The sequence below is a fragment of the Micromonospora sp. C31 genome, assembly GCF_018070575.1.
GTDB lineage: Bacteria > Actinomycetota > Actinomycetes > Mycobacteriales > Micromonosporaceae > Micromonospora.
The window spans coordinates 226,389-245,713 of the sequence record NZ_JAGPXN010000011.1 but is presented as its reverse complement, the minus strand read 5'-3'; the positions used below and the strand labels follow the sequence as shown (position 1 = coordinate 245,713).

Sequence of the window (19,325 nt, the reverse complement as noted above, 5' to 3'; positions counted from 1 at the left end):
GCCGCGAGGTCATGGCCGCCCTACGCAACGCCGCCATCGGCGCACTCCGCACCGCCGGCGTCACCAACATCGCCGCCGCCAACCGGCACCACGCCCGCGACAGCACCCGCCCGCTGGCACTACTCGGCATCACCTGACGACTTTGCCGGGGCCCTGCCCCGGTGGGCGCCGCTCTCTCTTCCAAGAGTGCCGACTTTCGGGACCAGTTTGGAGTCCAGATGAACGACTAAAAAAGTCGACTTGACCGGTCGTGTCGTTTTCCCTGTCCCGCGTAATACCTGGTCACTAGAAAATCAGTAACCCGCTGAATATCTCGAGGGGTGTTCTGAACGTCGTTCCAGCGGCGAGGGACTCCGTCGCCCAAGTCCCAGGTGCCTTCGGTCCACCGGCAATAGTCCTTCACAGTCTTCAAGCCCGCCGCGAATCCGTGAACATCTGGTACGTCGTCATCGCTGCCGCTTGTATCGGCGATTGCGTCCATCAAATAGCCCATGCTGATGATTCCAGCCCCATGCATGAGCCGCGACTTACGGGGCGGCTTACCCCACGCGTCCTCACCGAACACTTCCCGCACGGCCGTCCAAAAATCACTTAACACCGTTACCATAAAGCCGATGTTAGGTAGAGAGTCTTCGTTGCCACGGAAGCGATAGAGTAGGCCGTCCGAGATGCTGTTCTCGAGCATGCGCAACATGGAGTTGTCTTTAATGACGCCTGTAGGGTTTGTCGGCGTTTGGATCATGTGGCGCAGTGGCGAACGCTGGTCGAAGTTGAGTCGCTCGAGAACCGTCGCTGGGAGTTGCCGCACACGTAGTTGGTTCGGCAGAGGGCCGGACGCGGCCGGGAGTAGCTCGTGAATGAGGCCCTTTGGAAGCGGCTTGGTCGAGTTCACTAGGATGAACTGAGACCGGTGGTCGGCCTGGTCGGCAGTGATGAAGGCAGTGACGCAGATCGGGAAGGCCGCGACGTCCGCGTTACGGATAGCCGCGCAACGCTGCTGGCCGTCCACAATAAAGCCCGGCTTGTCAGCGTCTTCCCAGTCATCGCTCACGGGTACTACGAGGGTTCCCAGGCGGACGTAGCTAGGGGCGTCGGTACCGGCGTCGGCAGGGACGAAGCGAACCCGGTCGTCGAAGGCGACGACGATGGCATTGGGCAGCAGGGGGTTGTCGTCGGACTCCACGTAGCGGCGAATCGCTGCCACGTGCGCCAGGACCTCCGGTCGTTGGTAGCCGTGCAACTGCTGCTCGCTGTCGCGTCGGACACGCGAGACAGCGGCAAACGACGGAACCTGCTTGCCGTCCACGGCGAAGGTGTAGAGACGGCGGCTCGGTCCCTGCGTGATCTCGAGAGCCGGAAGATGTAGCAGTTTCCCCTGGCTTCCAGCCATGCCGCTTTGGTCTCCCTGCTTAGTCACGATCGTCGTCTCCAAGTTGCCGGCGCAGTCGCTGCCCGAATACATGTAGGTTGTGGAAGCCGCGACGCTTGTTGCGTTCCGCTCCGCGGAAGATAATTGTTTCGATGCCGGCCTTGTTGCAGATCGCGCAATCGCATGCCTGCCAAGGCCGGCTCTCGAGTGTGTCGCGGTACTGGCTGGCCCTATCCGCCTTGCGATCCCACACCGCGCTGTAGGCGACCAATGCCTCCAAAGCGGCGTCGACGTCGACGTCGCCCCTGTCGAATTCACGAAGGAGTGTCAGGGCGGCGCGTTCCAATCGCATCGCCTGCCCCTGGCTAATCTCACCGGAACGAATCCGTGCCTTGAGTTTCGCATTGCCGTCGACCTGGGGGACGCGGAGCGCCACGTAGGTTCGGTCGAGCGCGTAGTAATTGTCCCGGTCGTCCTTGAACGCCTGTCGGAAAGGTGATGTGCTGTCGAAACTCGTCACGCCGTGGCTGGCGAAGGTCGGGATTTCGTCGACGCGGCTGATCCCTAAAAGATGCAACTGTGTGTCGGGCTCACGTGCGTCATCGATGGCGCGGAGGCAGGCAAGAATGTCTTTTGTCTTCAGCGGAACCATTCCTCCGAGCGCGATGCGCCGGTAACCGATCAGCTGCAATTTCTTCACGGAATAGGCGTAGGATTCCGGGCTCCAGCCCTGTGCTACCCCGAGGGGGATGAAGTGAACGTCGCTTGCTGAACAGCGCTGCCAGAATTCTGCGGCAAGGTCGAGCGTGATCTGCTGACGGCGGACCCATTCCCTGGCTGCCTCGTCGGTGCGCAGGACGTTCGGTTCGTACTGGAAGATGACATGGTCGACGGAGATGCCGTAGTCGAAGCCGCACCCTTCGTAGAAGCTGACCACCTCTTCGACGGTGTAGGGCGGGTAATCCTCCCCGACGTATGAGAAGGCTCCGCAGTCGCCCATGATCTTCAATGGGGCGGTGCCGTTGTCGAGGCGGAAGAACTCCCGCGCCCCTTGCCGGTACAGCCGGTGGCGCTGAGGCCCGGTGTACTTGCCGGTGCTGGAGCTGGCGGTGCCGTCCACGATGGCCTTTGATACCAGTAGGCCATTGAAGGGCGGGGGCTTCAGCAATTCGTGTGCGTACAGATCGTCACGCTGGCGGACTCTGAACGGGTCGCGCTCTTCACTCAGGAAGTCGAACGTTGGGTCGACCTGGTCCTGACTGTCAGGAAAAAAGAACTTCATCGGATTCCGGCCCGTTCGTTCAGATAGACGCGGATCAGGTGGTTGGACAACTCCTGGACGTGGCGGGACAAGTTCTCAATCTCGTTCCAACGAAGGTTGAGTTCGTCCCACCTTCCCCCCGTCCACTGGCAGTGCGGTGCAATCACCGCGAGGTGTTTGCTGACCAGTTCGGGCGCCTCGGGGAGGCGGGGGTCCACTGTGCCCAACACCCGATCCATCAGTCGTCCCATGGCCCGTATGCCTGCACCGTGCATGAGTCGACTCCTGCTCGGCGGCTTGCCCCAGGCATCCGGGAAGGTGTCCCGAACTGCTGACCAATAGGTATAGAGTGCCTGGAGTATCCCATCGAAGTCGGTCTCGTTGTGGGTGACGTCGCGGTAGGGGAATAGGCAGCCAGCCGATGAGGTCAAGCTCTCTTGGATCATTTCAACGACGACGGTATCGGTGATCACCGCATTCGGTGCCTGTTGCTTGTTCGTCGATGCTCGTTTGATCAACCCGTAGAAGGGTGATGCCCTGTCGGCGTTCAGAACGTCACACAGGGCCGAGGGCGCCTTCCGTATGGCGAGTCGGGAAGGTAGCGGGCTGTCGACCTCCGGCAGGAGTTCGGTCACCAGCCCACGCGGCAGCGGACGGGTGTTGTTAATGCGCAGGAACTGGTCGCGCTGGAGGCCGACGCTGTCCGCCACGAATGCAGTCACCGGCACGGGAAACTGCTGCCGCTGGGTACGGGACAGCGCGAGCGCACGCTGCTGCCCGTCAACGATCCATGCGGGCTTGGGCTTGCCCGGTTGCGACAAGGGAATGCTGAGTAGCCCAGAGGTGGCGAGGCCGTCTCCGGCGCCCGGTCCTCTGCTCGACTGGAATCGCACGTGGGAGGACAGGGCCAGGATGATGGGATTGGGGAAGACAGCGGACTCCGTGTCGAGGTACTCGACAATCTCTTGTATGTGTTTCCGCACCTGCGGTCGTTGGTAGCCGATCAACTTCCCGGCGTCGTCCCGACTGACGCGGGAGATATCCGCGATTTGCAGGACCTCTTCCGCTTGCAGCGCGAACAGATAGAGAGCGGGGGTGCCGGGCTGCGCGATTCGCAGGGCACGGCGCGCTATGGCCTTCGGATCCTGTGGAGGTGGCATCAGCAGTGCACGTCCAGAGAGATCTCGTCGAACAACTGCTTGAAACGTGCCTGCTCACATGACTTGCCAGAGTCCCGTAACCGTCGGAGCAGGCGTGTTGCCGAGGTTGGCCCGGCCACTGTGAGCGGCCGTATGAAGGCCCTGACCTCGTCGTCGGTCATGCGCTCGCGCTGAGCTCGAGGCGCTGGCGGAGGCACCGCGGCTGCCAATTCGCCGGCCAGGGCGCGGAGGTGGGAGCGGCGATGGGTGCTGGGATCCGCAGTAACGAGGCCAACGAGGCACTGTGCCACCCGGACATTGAGAGCGAGTAGGCTGCCGCCCACCGCTAACCTCATCGGAGCGGCCACGCCGACGACCAGTTCGTCCAGGTCAGGATCCGTCTGCGCCGGGCCGATGATCGTCAGACGCTGCGGATCCCGCAGTTGCCCCACCGCCCTACGGAGATCGTCAGCGCAAGCCCGAAGGTAGGCGTTCGACAGGACGGCAATGAGCGTGTCGTTGGGGTTCGCTCGGGCGAGGTCGTAGAACGATCGCGGCGCGCCAGGTTCCGGGCCCACCCACCCGCTCAGCCCGCGCCACCAATCGCGGTTCTCGGTCGAGCTTTGCCCAACCGAATCTTCTTCCCGCATCGCGAACGTCGCGGCGTAGGGACGGACGCGCGCAGCGGCAGGGATCAACCCGTACCCCGCCGAACAGACCCAGAGTTGGGCCTCCACACGTACGGACGTCGCCAGTTGACGCGCCGTCGTCCAATGCTCGCCGGCGTAAAGTGACGTGGCGGCAGCGGACGGTTGACCTGGTTCGGACAGTCGTCGAATCCACTCCGTGAGCCTCTGTCTCGGCAGGTAGCCCGTCAGGGCTCCGACGCGCAGTGCGGCGGGCACCGCGAGGTTCTTTCGGTTCGCGCAGGTCACGACGATGTGCATGCGTGCCGACGGTTCGGCCCTGCTTTTATCCAGGGCCGCGCCCGGTGGATGCTCGTCGGCCGCCGCTTCCGTCACGGGGCATCGCCCCGGTATACCGCACCCGATGTGCACGTCTCTTTGACTACGATGGCGGACAGCGGTAGTTGATCGACAAGCCTCGTCCAAATCCACCGCGCCAGTACCTCGCTGGTGGGGTTCTCCAGCCCGGGCACCTCGTTCAGGTAGTAGTGGTCAAGCTGGTCCAAGATAGGCCGGAATGCTGCCTTGATGTCTCCAAAGTCCATCACCCAGCCGGAGGACGCGCCGACCTCGCCACGCACGTGCACCTCAACTCGATAAGAGTGGCCGTGAAGGCGCGCGCACTTGTGTCCGTCAGGCACCTTCGGCAGGCGATGAGCAGACTCGAAGGTGAATTCGCGGAAGATTTCCATCAAGCAATCCCAACGTACTTGTGCGTCTGCAGGCTCAATGACCACTGAGGGTGAGCGAGGCAGTAGTTGATGGCGGCTTGGGTGTTCGCCGCCTGGTCTGGTCCGTCCATCGGCTGGAGGAGAAAGTGGGCGAAGTCCAGGCTCTCGAATCGCTCAGGATCCGCGCCCGGTTGCGGGTACACGAGCTTGAGATCATCACCCTGAGTGATGGCTAACTCTGTGCCAGCCTTCGGGCTGACGCAGACCCAGTCGACGCCTGCGGGCAAAGGTCGCGTTCCGTTCGTCTCGATAGCGACCTCGAAGCCCTCGTAATGAAGCGCCTCGACGGCAGCGGTGTCGAGTTGCAGCAGTGGCTCGCCACCAGTGCAGACGACATACGGCTTACTCTTCGGATGGGCTGCACCAGCCCAGGCCTTGGCTACTGCGGCAGCTAGGTCCTGGGCGGACCGGAAGCGCCCTCCTCCGGGTCCGTCAGTGCCAACAAAGTCTGTATCGCAAAACTGGCATATGGCGCGGTGGCGGTCTGTCTCGCGCCCCGTCCAGAGGTTGCAACTCGTGAACCGGCAAAAGACGGCAGGCCGCCCGGCATGAGTACCTTCGCCCTGCAGGGTGTAGAAAATCTCTTTAATTCGGTATGCGGATCTCATGATTGGCTGCCGGCAGCGGGGTCTGACATGCCGAGTTCGGCGAAGCCGCGGGTGCGTAGCAGGCAGGAGTCGCAGGTGCCGCACGGTCGCCCGTTGAGAGGGTCGTAGCAACTGTGCGTGAGGGAGTAGTCGACACCGAGGCTGAGGCCCAGCCGAATCGTGTCGGCTTTGGTCAGGTCGATGAGGGGAGTGTGGATCTTCATCCGCTGACTGCCCTCGACGCCAGCCTTGGTGGCGAGGTTTGCCATGCGCTCGTACGCCTCGATGTACTCCGGCCGGCAGTCCGGGTAGCCGCTGTAGTCGAGGGCGCTCACGCCGATGAAGACATCAGAAGCTCCAAGGGTCTCTGCCCAGGCAAGCGCGAACGACAGGAAGATGGTGTTGCGAGCCGGTACGTAGGTGATCGGGATCTCGCTCCCGATCTCCTCGGCGCTCTCGTGGTGAGGCACAGCGAGACCGTCGTCGGTCAGTGCGGAGCCGCCGAAGATCCTGAGATCGATGTCCGCGACAACATGACGCGTCGCTCCGAGAGCCTTCGCAACCCGTGTGGCGGCTTCGAGTTCTACGCTATGCCGCTGCCCGTAACGAAAGCTGAGGGCGTTGGCCTCGAAGCCCTCCTCGACGGCTACAGCGAGAGCTGTGGCCGAGTCGAGCCCGCCGCTCAGCAGTACAACCGCTTGGGGCTTGGATGCCAACATCTGGGGCTCCCTGCTACGTCGATGATCGAGAAACTGCAGTAGCTAGCTTTTCTGGTCGTGCGTAGTTACTGCTCGCAGGTTGCGTCACGTTACCTGAATACTGCGTGTTGTCGAAAGGTGGACAGAGGGCGTGTCCATCGGACTTGCCGGCGCTGCCAAGTTCGCACGACGCGATTGATCGGTTGCCGGCGCCCGCCCAGCTTATCGGCGGCATGCGACTGGCCGCCGTCCCAACCTCTGCGCGAAATGGTCACCTTTGCCCCGTGTTCCTGTCACCGCGGGTCTCACCGAAGCGAGCGCCTACGCACGTTCGGCTACGTCAAGCAGCCGCCTGCCTGAATAAACCGAGGGTGTCTTCGAGCAGGGCTGGCGTGATGCCAAGGGTGACGGACGAACCCGCGTCGTGTCTGCTTCCGTCCCAGTCGATCACGTTTGCTCCAGCTTCACGTGCGATGGCCACTCCCGCAGTCATGTCCCAGGGACGGTTGGACAGCGTGAGTGCCGCGTCGAGCCTGCCCTCGGCCAACCAAGCCAGGTCCAGCGCCGCCGTGCCAGTCATCCGTACACGCTGCACGGACTCGGCAAGTCGTGCGGTCAGGGCGAGCCGGAGACGGTTCTTGGCCGCCGCATCCTCGCCAACGGCGTAGTCTCCGATCGCCACGATCGCCTCGCTCAGCCGGCTCGTTTGGCTCACCCGAATCGGTTTGCCGTCGACCGTTGCGCCGCCGCCCTGGGCGGCGGCGTAACGGTTGCCGGGGAAGGGCAGCTCGATGACCCCGAGGACCGCCTCGCCGTTGTGCAGCAGCCCGAGCGACACCGCGCAGAGCGGGATGCCTCGCACGAAGTTGGCCGTCCCGTCGATCGGATCGAGCACCCATTGCAGCTCTCCCGACCCGCTGATGCCGTCCTCCTCGCCGAGAAACCCGATGTCGGGAGTTGCGATACGGAGAAGCTCGCGGACGCTGCGCTCGATCTCATAGTCCAACGCGGACGCCATGTCGCGGTCGCCCTTGGCTGTGAGCGCGCCCGGTGGCTTACGTCGCATGTCCTCACCCGCCCGGGCAACCGCCTCGATCGCAACAGGCAACAGTGGTCCGTAGTCGCTCACAACTGCTGCCCCCGTCGCCACTGCGTCTCGAAGTGCTGCTCGAACACCGGATACAGGCCGCCGCGAGCCTGTCTCCGTCTGGCGACGAACGCGGGGGAGTCGACCCCTCGGCTCTCCGCGAGGTACGGCTGCGCGACACAGAGATCGTCGACCAGGATCACGTTGAAGCGCAACGTGTCGTCGTAGACCGCCAGTTCCATGCGGTCCTGAAGCCCGTCGGGCAGCCGGTCACGCACACGCATCAGCGTTTCGATGTTGAGCTTCGTCAGCCCGGACAACTGCCCTGCCGGAAAGCCTTCCTCCGCCTCGCGTGCCTGGACAGCCTGCCCAGAGGGATCAAGGAACAGAAGGCGGACGTGCGCGCCGGCCTCGACCAGGTCGTGCCAGCGGCGATCCGGGTAACCCTGCGACAGGAGGTTGAGCGACAGGCCAACGGCGCGCACGGTGCTCGCGCCGCCGAGGAGTTGATCGGGCGGAAGGTTGGTCGAGAACTCGGAGCGGTTCGGGTGGACGGCGACGAGGTCTCCGAACCGCTCCTCATCCAGGTTGCCCGCGCCGGACGGGTCGAGAATCGCGGAGAGCGCGAGGACCACGTCGCCGGGTGGGACCGTGCTCGTCTCCCAGTTGGTGACGTCGTCTCCGGTGGGCCGCCAGGTCAGCGTCCGGGCCAGCACAGCGGCGAAGTCTCCGACGCTCAGTCCGAGGGCCTGACGAGTCCGCGCAACCTGCCCGCACGCTGCGGCTCCAAGGTCGAGCCCGCTGCTGGAAGCCGAGGCCGGCAGGTTCGTCTGGGGTATCGCTGCCGCGAATCGGCGTCGAGCCTCGTCGGCAGCCTGAGCGAGGGCAGTGTCCAGGGCCGCCTGCATCTCAGGGCGGGGGTTCACGCTCTTCCCGCCGGCTTCCCACTTGGAAACGGTCCGTTCGGCCACGCCCAGGTGCACGGCGAAGTCACGGATGCTCATGCGGAGCGCATAGCGGAGTGCCTTCGTCTCGCGGCCGGTCCATCGCTGCACGGGTGTCATCGTGCCGCCTTCGATCACGTCGAGAACGGTCATCGTGCACCTTACCGGCAGCAGATGCAGCGCAGTTACCGGCCAAGTGCAGTGCGTGGTCATTCTGGTCTTTCCGCAGCTCAGAAATGGTGGACGCATGACCCGGGGCGGGTGCTGGCTCCGGAACTGCGTCGATCCCCGAACGACACAGCTCCGCTCCCGCCCGCCCCGGCGCCACTCCAGCAGCCGTAACGCGAGGGGCAGAAGAACGTGACCACCCTGATCGACGCCATCCCGGTCCTGACCATCGCCACCACAGAGGAAGCCCAAGCCCGGGTCGAGCAGGGCGGCTGGGCGTGACCGCGCAGGAGGCGGTCGGCCAATGGCTGCGCCTTGTGGTGGCGGACGCGGAGCTGTCGCCGTACCTCATCGGGGTCGACCTGGAGCGGCTCGGTGCGCACCTGGCGGCGGGCCTCGCTGCGGCCCTCGAAGGCCAGCCGGCGACCGACCCGTGGCGCGGGTTCGGCCTGTCGGAGGAGCAGCACCGGCGCGTCGTCGACTACCTGGCGGGGGTGCTCTGGGCGCTCGACGTGCCCGACGAGCGGATTGTCCGCGCCCACCGGGCCTTCGCCGGGGAGGTGGGCGCGTGACCATAGCCGCCGCCTGGGAGACAGCCGTCGAGCGGGGCGCCGACGACTTCTGGTGCACGCTGGAGGACCGTCGCCCCGGCCTGCTGCCCGAGCGGGACGCGCCGCTGCTCTTCGCCGCGCTCGGCCGCCTCACGGTCGGCGGCGACGACCCGGCCGGGCGGGCGGCGCTGCTGGCGGTGCTCGGCCGCGCGTACCGCCAGCTTGGCCTGATGCCGCACGCCGCCACGATCGGCGACGCGCTGCTCGCCGCCGTCGCCCGGCACGGCCGCCCACTGTGGACGTCGCGGCTCGCCGACGCCTGGGAGCACGCCGGCCGCCGCGCGGACGAGGCCGTGCGCCGCGCCGCCGCCCGCGCCGACGGCGGCCCGGCCTGGTGCCCCGCCGAGGTGATCGGCCACGACCGGCCGTGCGACACGATCGCGATCCTGACCGTACGCCCCTGGCAGCGCCTGCCCTTCCAACCCGGCCAGGCGGTCCCCGTCTGCACGCCGCGCCGGCCCGGCCGCTGGCGCTGGCTCTCCCCGGCCAACGCCCCGCGCCCCGACGGCACCGTCGAGCTGCACGTCCGCGCCGTCGCCGCCGGGGCCGTCGCCCACCGCCTCGTCCACGACGTACGCCCCGGCGAGCTGCTCCACCTCGGCCCGCCGCGCGACGCCGGGCTGCGCCTGGACCCGTCCGCGCGGCGGGACCTGCTGCTGGTCGCCGGGGGCACCGGGCTGGCGCCGCTGCGCGCCCTGGTCGAGCAGGTCGCCGCCGCGCCCGACGGCCGGCGGGTGACCCTGGTCGTCGGCGCGCGCGCCTTCGCGGACCTGTACGACGCACCCACCCTCGACAAGCTCCAGCGTGCCCACGACTGGCTTACCGTCGTGCCCGCCCTCAGCCACGACCCCGGCGCCGAGCCCGCCGAGCGGGGCGACGCCCTCACGATCGCCCTCGACCATAATCGCCCCGAGCATGACGTGTACGTCTGCGGCCCGCCGCCGATGCTCGCCGGTGCGCGGCTGCGGCTGCTCGCCGCCGGGGTGCCCGCCGACCGCATCCACCTGGCGGTGGAAATGGTGCCCTGATGGTCATCCCTAGTAGATGGCACCGGTCAGTCACGGGCGCGATGATCACTAGGATCGGCGCCGTGATGATCAAACGACGGCTCCCGGCGGTCCTGTTAGGACTGTTGGTGGCCTTCCCGACACTGGGCGTTCCCCCCGCCTACGCCGACGAGCACGAGACCGAACCCGCCGAACCGCCCAAAGTGGAGCTGGTGCTCGACGTGAGTGGCTCGATGCGCGCCAAGGACATCGGCGGGCGCTCCCGTATCGCCGTGGCCCAGGAGGCGTTCAACGACGTCGTGGACGCGCTGCCCGAGACGACGGATCTCGGCATCCGCGTCCTCGGCGCCACCTACGGCGGCGAGAACAAGAAGGTCGGCTGCCAGGACACGCAACAGCTCGTACCGGTCGGTCCGGTCGACCGGGTGAAGGCCAAGAACGCCATCGCCACCCTGCGCCCGACCGGCTTCACCCCCGTCGGGTTGGCCCTGCGCGAGGCGGCCAAGGACCTCGGCTCCGGCGAGACCACCCGACGCATCGTGCTCATCACCGACGGCGAGGACACCTGCGCGCCGCCCGACCCCTGCGAGGTGGCCCGCGAGCTGGCCGCCCAGGGCACCCACCTGGTGGTCGACACGCTCGGCCTCATCCCCGACGAGAAGGTACGCAGGCAGCTCGTCTGCATCGCCTCGGCGACCGGCGGGACCTACACCTCCGCGCAGAGCAAGGACGACCTGACCCGGCGGATCAAGCAGATCGTGCAACGGGCCGAGGACACCCACACCAGGACGCCGGCGAAGGTGACCGGCACCGACGTCTGCGCCAAGGCGCCCGTGCTCACCCCCGGTGTCTACACCGACCGGGAGCGCTTCGAGGAACACCGGTGGTACCGGATCCCGGTCCAGCCGGGGCAGGAGCTGCGCGCCTCGGTGAGCATCGGCCTGGACCGGCCGTTGAACCGGGACTACGGCGTACTGCTGCGGGCCGCCGCCACCGACGGGCGGGAACTGGTCCGGGGCAACGACGCCGGCAGTGGTCGTACCGACGTGCTGTCGACCGGCCTGCGCTGGTCGGCGGCGGACGACGACGAGGACGAGTCGGAGGACGGCGACGAGGGCGGCGTCTTCACGGAGTCGACGGAGAAGGCTCCCGAGCCCACCGTCGTCTGCCTGGTGGTCAGCAACTCCTTCTCCGCCAGGGCGGGTGCCGGTCAGGCTCCGGGCATGCCGCTCGAACTGACCATCGACCTGGTCGACGCGTCGCCCGCCCCGAACAGCCCGGGGCTCGGCCGGGGCTGGGTGCTGCTGGGCGTACTGACCCTCGCGGGTCTGCTCAGTGGGTTGATCGTTGGTTGGCTGACCCGGTGGTGGGTAGCGGTCTGGAGGACCCGATGAGGATGCGGAAGGCTCCGGCCCTGATCTCGGCCCGCCGGGCGGCGGCGCTGCTCGCCGCCACCGGTGTCGCCGTCGCGCTGCCGGCCGCCGCCGGCGCCCAGACGCCCACCCCGTCCCCGGGCGCCGCCACCATCAACAAGGCCGGCACCTCGTTCCTCACCGCCGCCGGGATCAGCCCCGGCCAACCCGTACGGGTCGGCGCCTCCGTGGGCGACTACCTGTACTGGTCGTTCACGGCCGCGGCGGGGGACACCCATCACGTGGCGGCCACCGTGTCGCTGCCCGCCGCGGCGAGCCGGAAGGGCGACTCCACCTGGACCGTCGAGGTCTTCGACGGGCTGCGCCGCCGGCAGGCGTGTGTCGCCGGGGCGCAGACACCGGTGGCGGCCAGGAGTGCGGCCAGCGTCGAACTGGACTGCGAACTACGTCGGGTGCGCTCGTGGGCCGAGCCGTGGTCGGGTGACCCGCTGCCGGGCACCTACTACGTCCGGCTGTCCGCCACCGAGCTGCCGGAGCAGGAGCTGGGCCTGCCCATCGAGGTGAGCCTGATGGTCGGGGTGGAGTCCGACGGCGACACCGAGCCGGAGGGCGGCGACCTGAAGCAGCCCCTGGTCCCGGCGGTGAACCCGGGCAAGGTGCTCGCCGAGGATTCGACCCCCAGCACTCCGGATCCGGCGGCGGCCGGTGACGAGGAGGACGGCTGGTTCGACCGGGTCCGGTGGCCGAGCCCGTCGTCGCGCTGGTACTGGACCATCGGGGGCGGAATCCTGGCCGCCGTCGCGGGCGTGGTCGGCTTCGCCCTGACCCGCCCCCGCCAGCGCGTCGGCTGATCGATGACGGCAGGGCGGGCATGACTGAACGGGTCATCCCCGCCCTGCCGCCAGCCAGGCCGAGCACGCCGATTGCTCGGCAGTTTTCCGAAGATCGCACCGCTTTCAAGCGACTCGGCCAGATAGCAGAGTGTCGACACCGAAGCGGTTCGGCGCTGTGGTTGAGTGACCCGGTCCACGACCGCGCAGCCATGGAGATGTGATGACGGACGGGCTCCGGGAGATCGAGGTCAAGTACCGGGTCGACGATCCCGAGGTGCTGACCGAGGCGCTCGAAGCCCGAGGAGCGACGTTCTCGAAGCCGGTGCACCAGGACGATCAGGCGTACGCGGCGCTCGGCTGGAGCTACGGCCAGAGCAAGGCGGGCGCGGTCTTCGCCCGCCTGCGGACGGAGAACGGGCGGCACGTCTTCTGCGTCAAGAGGCCGCTCGACAACGAGTTGGCCTGCCAGGAGCACGAGACAGAGGTGCTCGGCCGGGATCAGATGCACGAGGCGATCCTGGCGATGGGCTTCTATCCGACGGTGCGCATCGTGAAGACCCGCCGCACCGCCCGGCTCGGGCACATGTCGCTCTGCCTCGACGAGGTGCGCGGTCTGGGTGCCTTCTTCGAGATCGAGGCGATGGTCGGTGGGCAGCGCCCGGCCGCCGAGGTGCAGCAGGATCTCGACCGGTTCGCCCGCTCGCTCGACGTGGAGTTGGAGCGGAGCACCGAGACCTACGACTCGCTGATCCGTGCGGCGCTGCCGGTCGGGGTCTGACCGTCGCTCCCTTGCGCAGCAGCGCCCGCTGGTCGGGTCGACGGGTCAGGCTCCCGGCGGTTGGTAGGCCACCTTCATCCGGAGCGCCTCGTCCATGTCCTCGGGGGTCAGCAGCGGGATGATCCGGGTGTCCAGGCCGCCGGCCGCACGGATCGTGGCGGCCAGGGCGACGGCGGTCTGCTGGTCGGCAAGATCGCAGATCACGTACGCGTCGTACTGGCCGAGCGCGAAGTACAGCGACTCCATCCGACCACCGGTGTTCTCGATCAACGCCCGGATCACCTCGGCGCGTCTCGTCCCGCCGTCCCTCATCAAGCCGTTGATCCCCTCGACCGTGTAGGCCGCCGTGAACAGGAACTTCGCCATCCGGGTACCACCTCCAGATCCCGGCCGCGCGTACCCGGTGTGCCGGTGAGTAGTCCCGATCGGTCAGCCGAAGGGGGCGCTGCTCAGCCCGACGCCGTCACCAGGTCGGGCAGCAGACCGACGGACCGCAACCGCTCGTACGCCGTAGTGATGTGAGCTGGCGTGAAGAGCCGGGCCTTGCGTCCGCTCCACGCCTGGACGCGCTCAATCAACTCGTCGATGTCGCTGGTCGGCGGCCGCGTCTGCGCGGCGTGGTGCACGGTGGCGAGTAGTTCGAGGCTGTACGGAGCCTCGAAACCGTCAACCAGTTCGGCGAGACGTACCAGGACGTCTGGGGTCACCTGGCCAGAGCGTTCGAACCAGGCGGATACCGCCTCGCTGGTGCCATGGGTCAGACGGATGGGGCGCAACTCCTCGACGCGCGAGGTACGGTCGCGATGATGCCAGCAGACCGCAGGAGACGCCTCAGCTGCGCCTCCCGCGCCGGCGTCCGAACGGCGTACCCAGCGATCAGGTCCACCGGTAGCTCCTGGTGCACGAGCAGCTCGGCCATGCGCCGCCGCATCCGGTCCTGGTCCTCCGGCATGTTCTTCCAGACCTGCTCCCGCATCAGCGGCCAGTCCACCAGCTGGGCCAGGTCGCCCAGCTGGCCGGCGAAGCAGGTGAGTGAGGCAGCGCAGTTGCCGTCGCTGGCCACCCATCGGAGACCTGCGGCGTGCACGCGGTCAACCGAACTGACGAGGTAGACCAGCGGGTCATCACCTCCGGGGTAGCAGCCGGCCTGGCCGTTCTCGTGTTCCTTGGCGATGCGGTACATCATCAGCGAGCGGGGCGCGAAGTAGAAGGGCACGTAGTCGGCGACGACCCCACCGGGCGGGCAGGTCACCGACCTGGTGCGGCGGCTTGCCTTGATGGATGCCGAACCCGCATCGGTCAGCAGGCGCCTGCCTACCAGGTTGTCCGCGACGAGCCGCCCGGCCGTCAGGATCGCCGGCAGGTTGTCGATGTGGGTGAAGTGCATGATCGATGCTCGCTCTGGTGGGCGCTGCGCGATCATGCTCAGTCCAGTTCGCCCGGGTCGATCCGGGCCTGCACCTCCGCGTGCTCGGCGAGCAGGTAGAGCAGGTTGGATCCGTCGATCAGCTCCAGCGGCTTGCCGGAGGCGAACTCGTAGGAAGCGGGGCCGTAGCCGCCGGTGGTGACAAGGATGCCCTTGGGCGCGCCTTCGTTCTGCAGGGTGCCGAACAGATCGCGTACGGCAGAGACGTCGACCGTGTTGCGGTAGCGCTTGGCCTGGATGACGACCTTGCCGCCGAAGATCGGCCGCGGGTCGAAGGCGACGCAGTCGACACCACCGTCCCGCGACGGCCGCGTCTGCTTGGTGTCCAAGCCCATCTTGGCGAAGAGATTCTGAATCAGGCTCTCGAACTCGGTCGGGCTGAGCTTGAGGAGGTTGGGCCGTTGGTCGAGGTCGGCAAGCACGTCGACCTCGTCGACGAACCGCTTGTCGACCATGTCGAACTCCAGGACGGGCCGCACCGGCGCCAGTTCGGCGGGCCGCTTCGACACCGACGCATTGAGATGCGACAGGCAGGCGAGCGGCTCCACCAGGCGAAGGTTGAGCCCGGTGAACACGTCGCGGGTGTTCCGTAACGTGACCAGGCATGGCTGGACGGATGCGCCGGTTCGAGGGTCGGTGGTGTCGACGATGCCGTTGAGGACCAGTGGGTATCGAGTGCTGCAACGCCTCCTCATCCCTCTAATGTCGACAGCCTCATCGAGGCGACGGCGAGAGGGTACGGATGCGCATCGGCATCAACACGTGGGCGTGGGCGGCGCCGCTGACCGACGAGGCGCTCGCCGAACTGGCCCCACGGATCAGGGCGTGGGGCTTCGACGCGATCGAACTGACCATCCAGGCGCCCGGCGACTGGGAACCCGCCCGGGCCGCCGACCTGCTCGCCGGGCTGGAGCTGACCCCCGCCGTCTGCGCCGGCCTGCTGCCCGAGCACGACCTGCTCACCGACGACGAGGAGGTCGTGCGACGTACGGAAGGGTTCGTGCGGCACTGCGTGCGGACCGCGAGCCGGGTGGGGGCGGCCGTGCTGGCGGGCCCACTCTACGCGCCGGCCGGGCGGCGGTGGCTGCTGGACGCGGACGCCCGGCGGGCCGCCGTCGCTCGCCTCGTCGAGCGGCTCCGGCCGCTGGCCGACGAGGCCGCCGGGCAGGGCGTGACGATCGCCCTCGAACCGCTCAACCGGTTCGAGACGAGCCTGCTCAACACCGTCGAGCAGGCGCTGGAGGTGGTGGCCGAGGTCCCCGGCCTGGGCCTCGCCCTGGACACCTTCCACCTGAACATCGAGGAGCGCGACCTGCCGGCCGCCATCCGGCTGGCCGGCGACCGGCTCGCGCACGTTCAGGTGTGCGGCAACGACCGTGGGGTGCCCGGCGGCGACCACCTCGACTGGCCGGGAATGTTCGACGCCCTGACCGGCATCGGCTACCGCGGCCAGGTGAACATCGAGTCGTTCACCGCCGAGGCGCTGGCCGTGCCGATGTCCGTGTGGCGGCCCCTCACCGCCGCCCCCGACACCCTCGCCGTCGAGGGGCTGGCCTTCCTGCGCCGCCTGACCGGGCGTAATCTCCCGTAGACCCCGGGGGGAAGGTGGGATCGATGCGCTCCGGGCTGGAGGTGCCGCCCGCGGTCGAGGCGGAGCGGGTCGTCACGGCCGTACTGGCCGACCTGCGCTCCGGCGACCATCGCGGCGTCGTGGTCGACTCGCCGCCGGGCGCCGGCAAGTCGACGCTGGTGGTGCGCGCCGCCGTGGAACTGGCCGCCGCCGGCGAGCCGCTGATCATCGTCGCGCAGACCAACGAGCAGGTCGACGACCTCATCGACCGCCTGGCGCGCAGGGCGCCCGAGTTGCGCATCGGGCGGCTGTCCGCCGCCGACTACCGGCCGTCCGAGCGGGTGCGGGGCCACGAGACGGTCCGGGTCGCCGCGAAGGTCGCCGACCTCGGCGGTCCGGCCGTCATCATCGGTACGGCCGCCAAGTGGGCCACGGTCGCCGAGGGCTGCTGGCCGTGGGCGATCGTGGACGAGGCGTACCAGATGCGTTCCGACGCCCTGCTGCGCGTGGCCGGGCGGTTCGAGCGGGCGCTGTTCGTCGGCGATCCCGGTCAGCTCGACCCGTTCTCGACCGTGGAGACGGGGCGCTGGACGGGTCTGACCTGGGATCCGATGCAGTCGGCGGTGGCGGTGCTGCTGCGGCACAACCCGGAGCTGCCGGTGCACCGGCTGCCGGTGTCGTGGCGGCTGCCCGCGTCGGCGGCGCCGGTCGTAGCGGCGGCGTTCTATCCGTTCACCGGGTTCCGCGCCGGCACCGGCCCCGCCGACCGGGCGCTGCACCTCGCCGGGCCCGGGCCGGGGGACGCCCTGGACCGGGCGGTGGAGTTGGCCGCCGCCACCGGCTGGGCGCTGCACGAGCTGCCGGCGCGGCAGACCCCGCGTACCGATGGCGAGGCCGCCTCGGCCTGTGCGGCCCTGGCGCTGCGGGTGCTCCAGCGCGGCGCGGTCGCCGTCTCCGAGCACGCCCCGGCAGGCACCCCGGTCACCGCCGACCGGATCGCCGTCGGGGCCGCGCACCGCGACCAGGTCGCGGCCATCCGCGCGCACCTGGGCGCGGCGGGGGCCGGCATCACCGTCGACACCGCCAACCGGCTCCAGGGCCGGGAGTACGACGTGACGATCGTGCTGCACCCGCTGTCGGGCCGGCGCGACGCGACCGCGTTCCACCTGGAGTCGGGGCGGCTCTGCGTGCTGACGTCGCGGCACCGGCACGCGTGCGTCGTGGTGGCGCGTGCCGGGATCGGCGAGCTGCTGGACGCCCACCCGTCGACGGAGATCGTGCACCTCGACGTGCCGGTCAGGTTCCCGGACGGCTGGGAGGCCAACCAGACGATCCTCGCGCTGCTCACCGGTGCCGACGAGACCGCCGGTGCCGCCCCGACCTGGGGTCGGGGTCACCGGCCGGACCCCCCGCCCCGCGCTTCGTCCTCCGTTCCGGCCCAGACCGGACGCGGTCACCGCTGAGCGGGTTCCCACCACGTCACGTTGGCGGCTGCGTGGGCCACCGGTTCGATGATCTCCCATGCCTCCGCGATGGACCCGTCGGCGATCCGCAGGACGTCGACGACCACGATCTCCGGTCCCGCGTCGGGCAGTCGGCGTCGCGAGTGCACCACGACGTGGTCACCGTCGGCCAGCAGGTGAAGGATCTCGACCTGCATGCCGGCGGTCGGGCCCAGCGCGGCGCGGACGGCGGCGAGCCATTCCGCCCTGGTCGAGGTTGCCGAATCCGGCCGGTGGTGGCGGAAGTCCTCGCTGAGGAACGAGGCGAGCGTGTCGATGTCGCCCGTCCCGATCAGCCCCGCCAGCGCACGTCGGACGATGCTCGTGTTCTCAGTGCTCATGGGCCGAAGTGTTTCCCCGGCCCGTCCGGTTGTCGATGAACTCGCACTTCATGGCGTCCGGCGCGACGATGCGTACGCTCATGATCGTGCACACGGTCGGGAAACTCCTGCGGCAGTGGCGGCAGCGCCGGGGGCTCAGCCAACTCGACCTGGCGATCGCCGCGGACGTCTCGGCCCGCCACGTCAGCCTGGTCGAGACCGGCAGGTCCAAGCCGAGCGCGGACATGGTCCTCCGGCTTGCCGATCAGCTCCATGTGCCGCTGCGTGACCGCAACCGGCTGTTGCTCGCCGCCGGCTTCGCGCCCAGGTACGCGGAGCGTCCGCTCGACGACGCCGCCCTGTCGGCTGCCCTCGACGCGGTCCGCAGGGTGCTCCAGGCGCACGAGCCGTATCCGGCGCTGGCCTTCGACCGCCGGTGGAACATCATGCTGACCAACCGTGCGGTCGACCCGTTCTTCGCGCAGGTCGCCCCCGACCTGTTGCGACCACCGGTGAACCTGGTCCGGCTGGGCCTGGACCCGCGCGGGCTCGCCTCCATGGTCGTCAACCTGGCAGACGTGCGTGCGGTGTTCCGCAGCCGGATCTCGCGCCAGCTCGCCACCGCTCCCGACGCGGAGCTCACCGCACTGTACGAAGAACTGCTGGACCCGCTGCCCGAGGACCCGACGGGCCAACGGGTCGACGCCGACGTGGTGATCCCGATGATCCTCCGGATCGGCGGACGGGAACTGCGGCTGTTCTCGACCATCACCACGTTCGGCACCCCGATGGACATCACGATCGACGAGATCGCGATCGAGTCGTACTACCCGGCAGACCCGGAGAGCGCCACCTACTTCACCCGGTAGCGCCGCCACGCCGGGCCAAGGCCCGTTACCGGCGTCACCTGGAGCGGCTCGACGACGAGATCGACCGGGCTGCCGGACGCGGCGACCGGCGGCGGGTGGCCGACCTCGACGCCGAGCGGGGTGCCCTGCTCGCCGAGTTGCGCGCCGCCGCCGGGCTGGCCGGCCGCAGCCGACGCCTCGGCGACGAGGCCGAGCGGGCCCGCAAGACGGTGACGGCCCGCATCCGGGACGTGCTGTGCAAGCTCGACCAGCGCCACCCCGGGCTTCGCCGCCCACCTGCGCGACACCGTCTCCACGGGCAGCACCTGCCGCTACGTCCCGCCCGAGCCACTGCCGTGGCGCCTGTAGCGGAACCGCGACGGAGCA

Annotated in this window: 22 protein-coding genes and 1 pseudogene; 9 read left to right on the top strand and 14 right to left on the bottom strand. The window is 68.4% G+C overall.

The genetic code is table 11. The annotated features are described in order from the left end of the window. Positions 1-226 precede the first annotated feature (226 nt). The 9 genes from dbpB (KBX06_RS17265) to KBX06_RS17225 form a co-directional block, all read right to left on the bottom strand. Complete coding sequence (dbpB, locus tag KBX06_RS17265) at positions 227-1,390, bottom strand: DGQHR domain-containing protein DpdB (protein ID WP_210836008.1); 1,164 nt, start codon at positions 1,388-1,390, stop codon at positions 227-229. Positions 1,391-1,409: 19 nt separating this feature from the next. Further along, entirely contained in the window at positions 1,410-2,651 is a 1,242-nt protein-coding gene (gene dpdA / locus KBX06_RS17260) for a tRNA-guanine transglycosylase DpdA (RefSeq protein ID WP_210836006.1), read from the bottom strand. Next, positions 2,648-3,790 (bottom strand): DGQHR domain-containing protein DpdB, encoded by a 1,143-nt coding sequence (gene dbpB / locus KBX06_RS17255; protein WP_210836004.1) that lies wholly within the window; start codon positions 3,788-3,790, stop codon positions 2,648-2,650. Before dbpB (KBX06_RS17255) ends, dpdA begins: the two co-directional genes overlap by 4 nt. Beyond that, positions 3,790-4,791, bottom strand: coding sequence for a hypothetical protein (locus KBX06_RS17250; RefSeq protein WP_247686080.1), 1,002 nt, complete (start codon positions 4,789-4,791; stop codon positions 3,790-3,792). The genes dbpB (KBX06_RS17255) and KBX06_RS17250 overlap by 1 nt, the downstream gene beginning before the upstream one ends. Next, positions 4,788-5,147, bottom strand: coding sequence for a 6-carboxytetrahydropterin synthase QueD (queD, locus tag KBX06_RS17245; protein WP_210836002.1), 360 nt, complete (start codon positions 5,145-5,147; stop codon positions 4,788-4,790). Before queD ends, KBX06_RS17250 begins: the two co-directional genes overlap by 4 nt. Beyond that, positions 5,147-5,794, bottom strand: a complete 648-nt coding sequence (queE, locus tag KBX06_RS17240) for a 7-carboxy-7-deazaguanine synthase (protein WP_210836001.1) — start codon at positions 5,792-5,794, stop codon at positions 5,147-5,149. The genes queD and queE overlap by 1 nt, the downstream gene beginning before the upstream one ends. Beyond that, positions 5,791-6,492, bottom strand: coding sequence for a 7-cyano-7-deazaguanine synthase QueC (gene queC / locus KBX06_RS17235; protein ID WP_210836000.1), 702 nt, complete (start codon positions 6,490-6,492; stop codon positions 5,791-5,793). The genes queE and queC overlap by 4 nt, the downstream gene beginning before the upstream one ends. A gap of 319 nt (positions 6,493-6,811) precedes the next feature. Beyond that, positions 6,812-7,600: an inositol monophosphatase family protein gene (locus tag KBX06_RS17230; protein ID WP_210835999.1), complete on the bottom strand. Its 789-nt coding sequence runs from the start codon at positions 7,598-7,600 to the stop codon at positions 6,812-6,814. After that, complete coding sequence (locus KBX06_RS17225) at positions 7,597-8,655, bottom strand: DUF5919 domain-containing protein (protein WP_210835998.1); 1,059 nt, start codon at positions 8,653-8,655, stop codon at positions 7,597-7,599. The genes KBX06_RS17230 and KBX06_RS17225 overlap by 4 nt, the downstream gene beginning before the upstream one ends. Before the next feature lie 293 nt (positions 8,656-8,948). Here KBX06_RS17225 and KBX06_RS17220 point away from each other — a divergent pair, with 293 nt between their 5' ends. The 5 genes from KBX06_RS17220 (at position 8,949) to KBX06_RS17200 (ending at position 13,272) form a co-directional block, all read left to right on the top strand. Further along, on the top strand, positions 8,949-9,242 hold the full coding sequence (locus KBX06_RS17220) for a hypothetical protein (protein WP_210835992.1): 294 nt from the start codon (positions 8,949-8,951) through the stop codon (positions 9,240-9,242). Further along, entirely contained in the window at positions 9,239-10,309 is a 1,071-nt protein-coding gene (locus KBX06_RS17215; protein WP_210835990.1) for an FAD-binding oxidoreductase, read from the top strand. Before KBX06_RS17220 ends, KBX06_RS17215 begins: the two co-directional genes overlap by 4 nt. Positions 10,310-10,374: 65 nt before the next feature. Continuing rightward, positions 10,375-11,682, top strand: coding sequence for a VWA domain-containing protein (locus tag KBX06_RS17210; protein ID WP_210836036.1), 1,308 nt, complete (start codon positions 10,375-10,377; stop codon positions 11,680-11,682). A 2-nt stretch (positions 11,683-11,684) separates the two neighbouring features. Continuing rightward, positions 11,685-12,512, top strand: a complete 828-nt coding sequence (locus KBX06_RS17205; RefSeq protein WP_210836034.1) for a peptidase — start codon at positions 11,685-11,687, stop codon at positions 12,510-12,512. A gap of 202 nt (positions 12,513-12,714) precedes the next feature. Beyond that, entirely contained in the window at positions 12,715-13,272 is a 558-nt protein-coding gene (locus tag KBX06_RS17200; protein ID WP_210835989.1) for a class IV adenylate cyclase, read from the top strand. 45 nt (positions 13,273-13,317) lie between these two features. Here the strand turns inward: KBX06_RS17200 and KBX06_RS17195 are convergent, their stop codons facing one another. From KBX06_RS17195 to KBX06_RS27885, 4 genes are all read right to left on the bottom strand, one after another. Beyond that, complete coding sequence (locus KBX06_RS17195) at positions 13,318-13,638, bottom strand: GYD domain-containing protein (protein ID WP_210835988.1); 321 nt, start codon at positions 13,636-13,638, stop codon at positions 13,318-13,320. Between the two features lie 83 nt (positions 13,639-13,721). Beyond that, the gene (locus KBX06_RS17190; protein ID WP_210835987.1) at positions 13,722-13,979 is read right to left on the bottom strand and encodes a hypothetical protein; all 258 of its coding nucleotides are present in this window, start codon (positions 13,977-13,979) and stop codon (positions 13,722-13,724) included. 50 nt (positions 13,980-14,029) lie between these two features. Beyond that, positions 14,030-14,695: a DUF4433 domain-containing protein gene (locus KBX06_RS17185; protein ID WP_210835986.1), complete on the bottom strand. Its 666-nt coding sequence runs from the start codon at positions 14,693-14,695 to the stop codon at positions 14,030-14,032. Positions 14,696-14,697: 2 nt separating this feature from the next. Beyond that, entirely contained in the window at positions 14,698-15,273 is a 576-nt protein-coding gene (locus KBX06_RS27885; RefSeq protein WP_210835985.1) for a restriction endonuclease, read from the bottom strand. Positions 15,274-15,440: 167 nt separating this feature from the next. Here KBX06_RS27885 and KBX06_RS17175 point away from each other — a divergent pair, with 167 nt between their 5' ends. Both KBX06_RS17175 and KBX06_RS17170 read left to right on the top strand, forming a co-directional pair. Next, positions 15,441-16,289 carry a sugar phosphate isomerase/epimerase gene (locus KBX06_RS17175; protein WP_210835983.1) on the top strand — a complete coding sequence of 283 codons (849 nt, stop codon included), beginning with the start codon at positions 15,441-15,443 and terminating at the stop codon, positions 16,287-16,289. Between the two features lie 23 nt (positions 16,290-16,312). Beyond that, positions 16,313-17,731, top strand: a complete 1,419-nt coding sequence (locus KBX06_RS17170; RefSeq protein ID WP_210835982.1) for an AAA family ATPase — start codon at positions 16,313-16,315, stop codon at positions 17,729-17,731. Here KBX06_RS17170 and KBX06_RS17165 read toward each other — a convergent pair. Further along, positions 17,722-18,111, bottom strand: coding sequence for a nuclear transport factor 2 family protein (locus KBX06_RS17165; RefSeq protein WP_247686078.1), 390 nt, complete (start codon positions 18,109-18,111; stop codon positions 17,722-17,724). The two genes, KBX06_RS17170 and KBX06_RS17165, sit on opposite strands and share 10 nt — an antisense overlap. A gap of 35 nt (positions 18,112-18,146) precedes the next feature. Here KBX06_RS17165 and KBX06_RS17160 point away from each other — a divergent pair, with 35 nt between their 5' ends. Together KBX06_RS17160 and KBX06_RS27880 are read left to right on the top strand one after the other, a co-directional pair. After that, positions 18,147-18,959: a helix-turn-helix domain-containing protein gene (locus KBX06_RS17160; RefSeq protein WP_247686077.1), complete on the top strand. Its 813-nt coding sequence runs from the start codon at positions 18,147-18,149 to the stop codon at positions 18,957-18,959. A 14-nt stretch (positions 18,960-18,973) separates the two neighbouring features. After that, positions 18,974-19,307: pseudogene (locus KBX06_RS27880) on the top strand (ATPase); the annotation flags it as partial. Positions 19,308-19,325 lie beyond the last annotated feature (18 nt).

Excerpts from the sequence above, each read along its gene's own strand:
- dbpB (WP_210836008.1), bottom strand. The coding sequence starts at position 1,390 with ATGGCTGGAAGCCAGGGGAAACTGCTACATCTTCCGGCTCTCGAGATC.
- dpdA (WP_210836006.1), bottom strand. The coding sequence starts at position 2,651 with ATGAAGTTCTTTTTTCCTGACAGTCAGGACCAGGTCGACCCAACGTTC.
- dbpB (WP_210836004.1), bottom strand. The coding sequence starts at position 3,790 with ATGCCACCTCCACAGGATCCGAAGGCCATAGCGCGCCGTGCCCTGCGA.
- queD (WP_210836002.1), bottom strand. The coding sequence starts at position 5,147 with ATGGAAATCTTCCGCGAATTCACCTTCGAGTCTGCTCATCGCCTGCCG.
- queE (WP_210836001.1), bottom strand. The coding sequence starts at position 5,794 with ATGAGATCCGCATACCGAATTAAAGAGATTTTCTACACCCTGCAGGGC.
- queC (WP_210836000.1), bottom strand. The coding sequence starts at position 6,492 with ATGTTGGCATCCAAGCCCCAAGCGGTTGTACTGCTGAGCGGCGGGCTC.
- KBX06_RS17225 (WP_210835998.1), bottom strand. The coding sequence starts at position 8,655 with ATGACCGTTCTCGACGTGATCGAAGGCGGCACGATGACACCCGTGCAG.
- KBX06_RS17210 (WP_210836036.1), top strand. The coding sequence starts at position 10,375 with ATGATCAAACGACGGCTCCCGGCGGTCCTGTTAGGACTGTTGGTGGCC.
- KBX06_RS17205 (WP_210836034.1), top strand. The coding sequence starts at position 11,685 with ATGCGGAAGGCTCCGGCCCTGATCTCGGCCCGCCGGGCGGCGGCGCTG.
- KBX06_RS17200 (WP_210835989.1), top strand. The coding sequence starts at position 12,715 with ATGACGGACGGGCTCCGGGAGATCGAGGTCAAGTACCGGGTCGACGAT.
- KBX06_RS17195 (WP_210835988.1), bottom strand. The coding sequence starts at position 13,638 with ATGGCGAAGTTCCTGTTCACGGCGGCCTACACGGTCGAGGGGATCAAC.
- KBX06_RS17185 (WP_210835986.1), bottom strand. The coding sequence starts at position 14,695 with ATGATCGCGCAGCGCCCACCAGAGCGAGCATCGATCATGCACTTCACC.
- KBX06_RS17175 (WP_210835983.1), top strand. The coding sequence starts at position 15,441 with ATGCGCATCGGCATCAACACGTGGGCGTGGGCGGCGCCGCTGACCGAC.
- KBX06_RS17170 (WP_210835982.1), top strand. The coding sequence starts at position 16,313 with ATGCGCTCCGGGCTGGAGGTGCCGCCCGCGGTCGAGGCGGAGCGGGTC.
- KBX06_RS17165 (WP_247686078.1), bottom strand. The coding sequence starts at position 18,111 with ATGAGCACTGAGAACACGAGCATCGTCCGACGTGCGCTGGCGGGGCTG.
- KBX06_RS17160 (WP_247686077.1), top strand. The coding sequence starts at position 18,147 with ATGAACTCGCACTTCATGGCGTCCGGCGCGACGATGCGTACGCTCATG.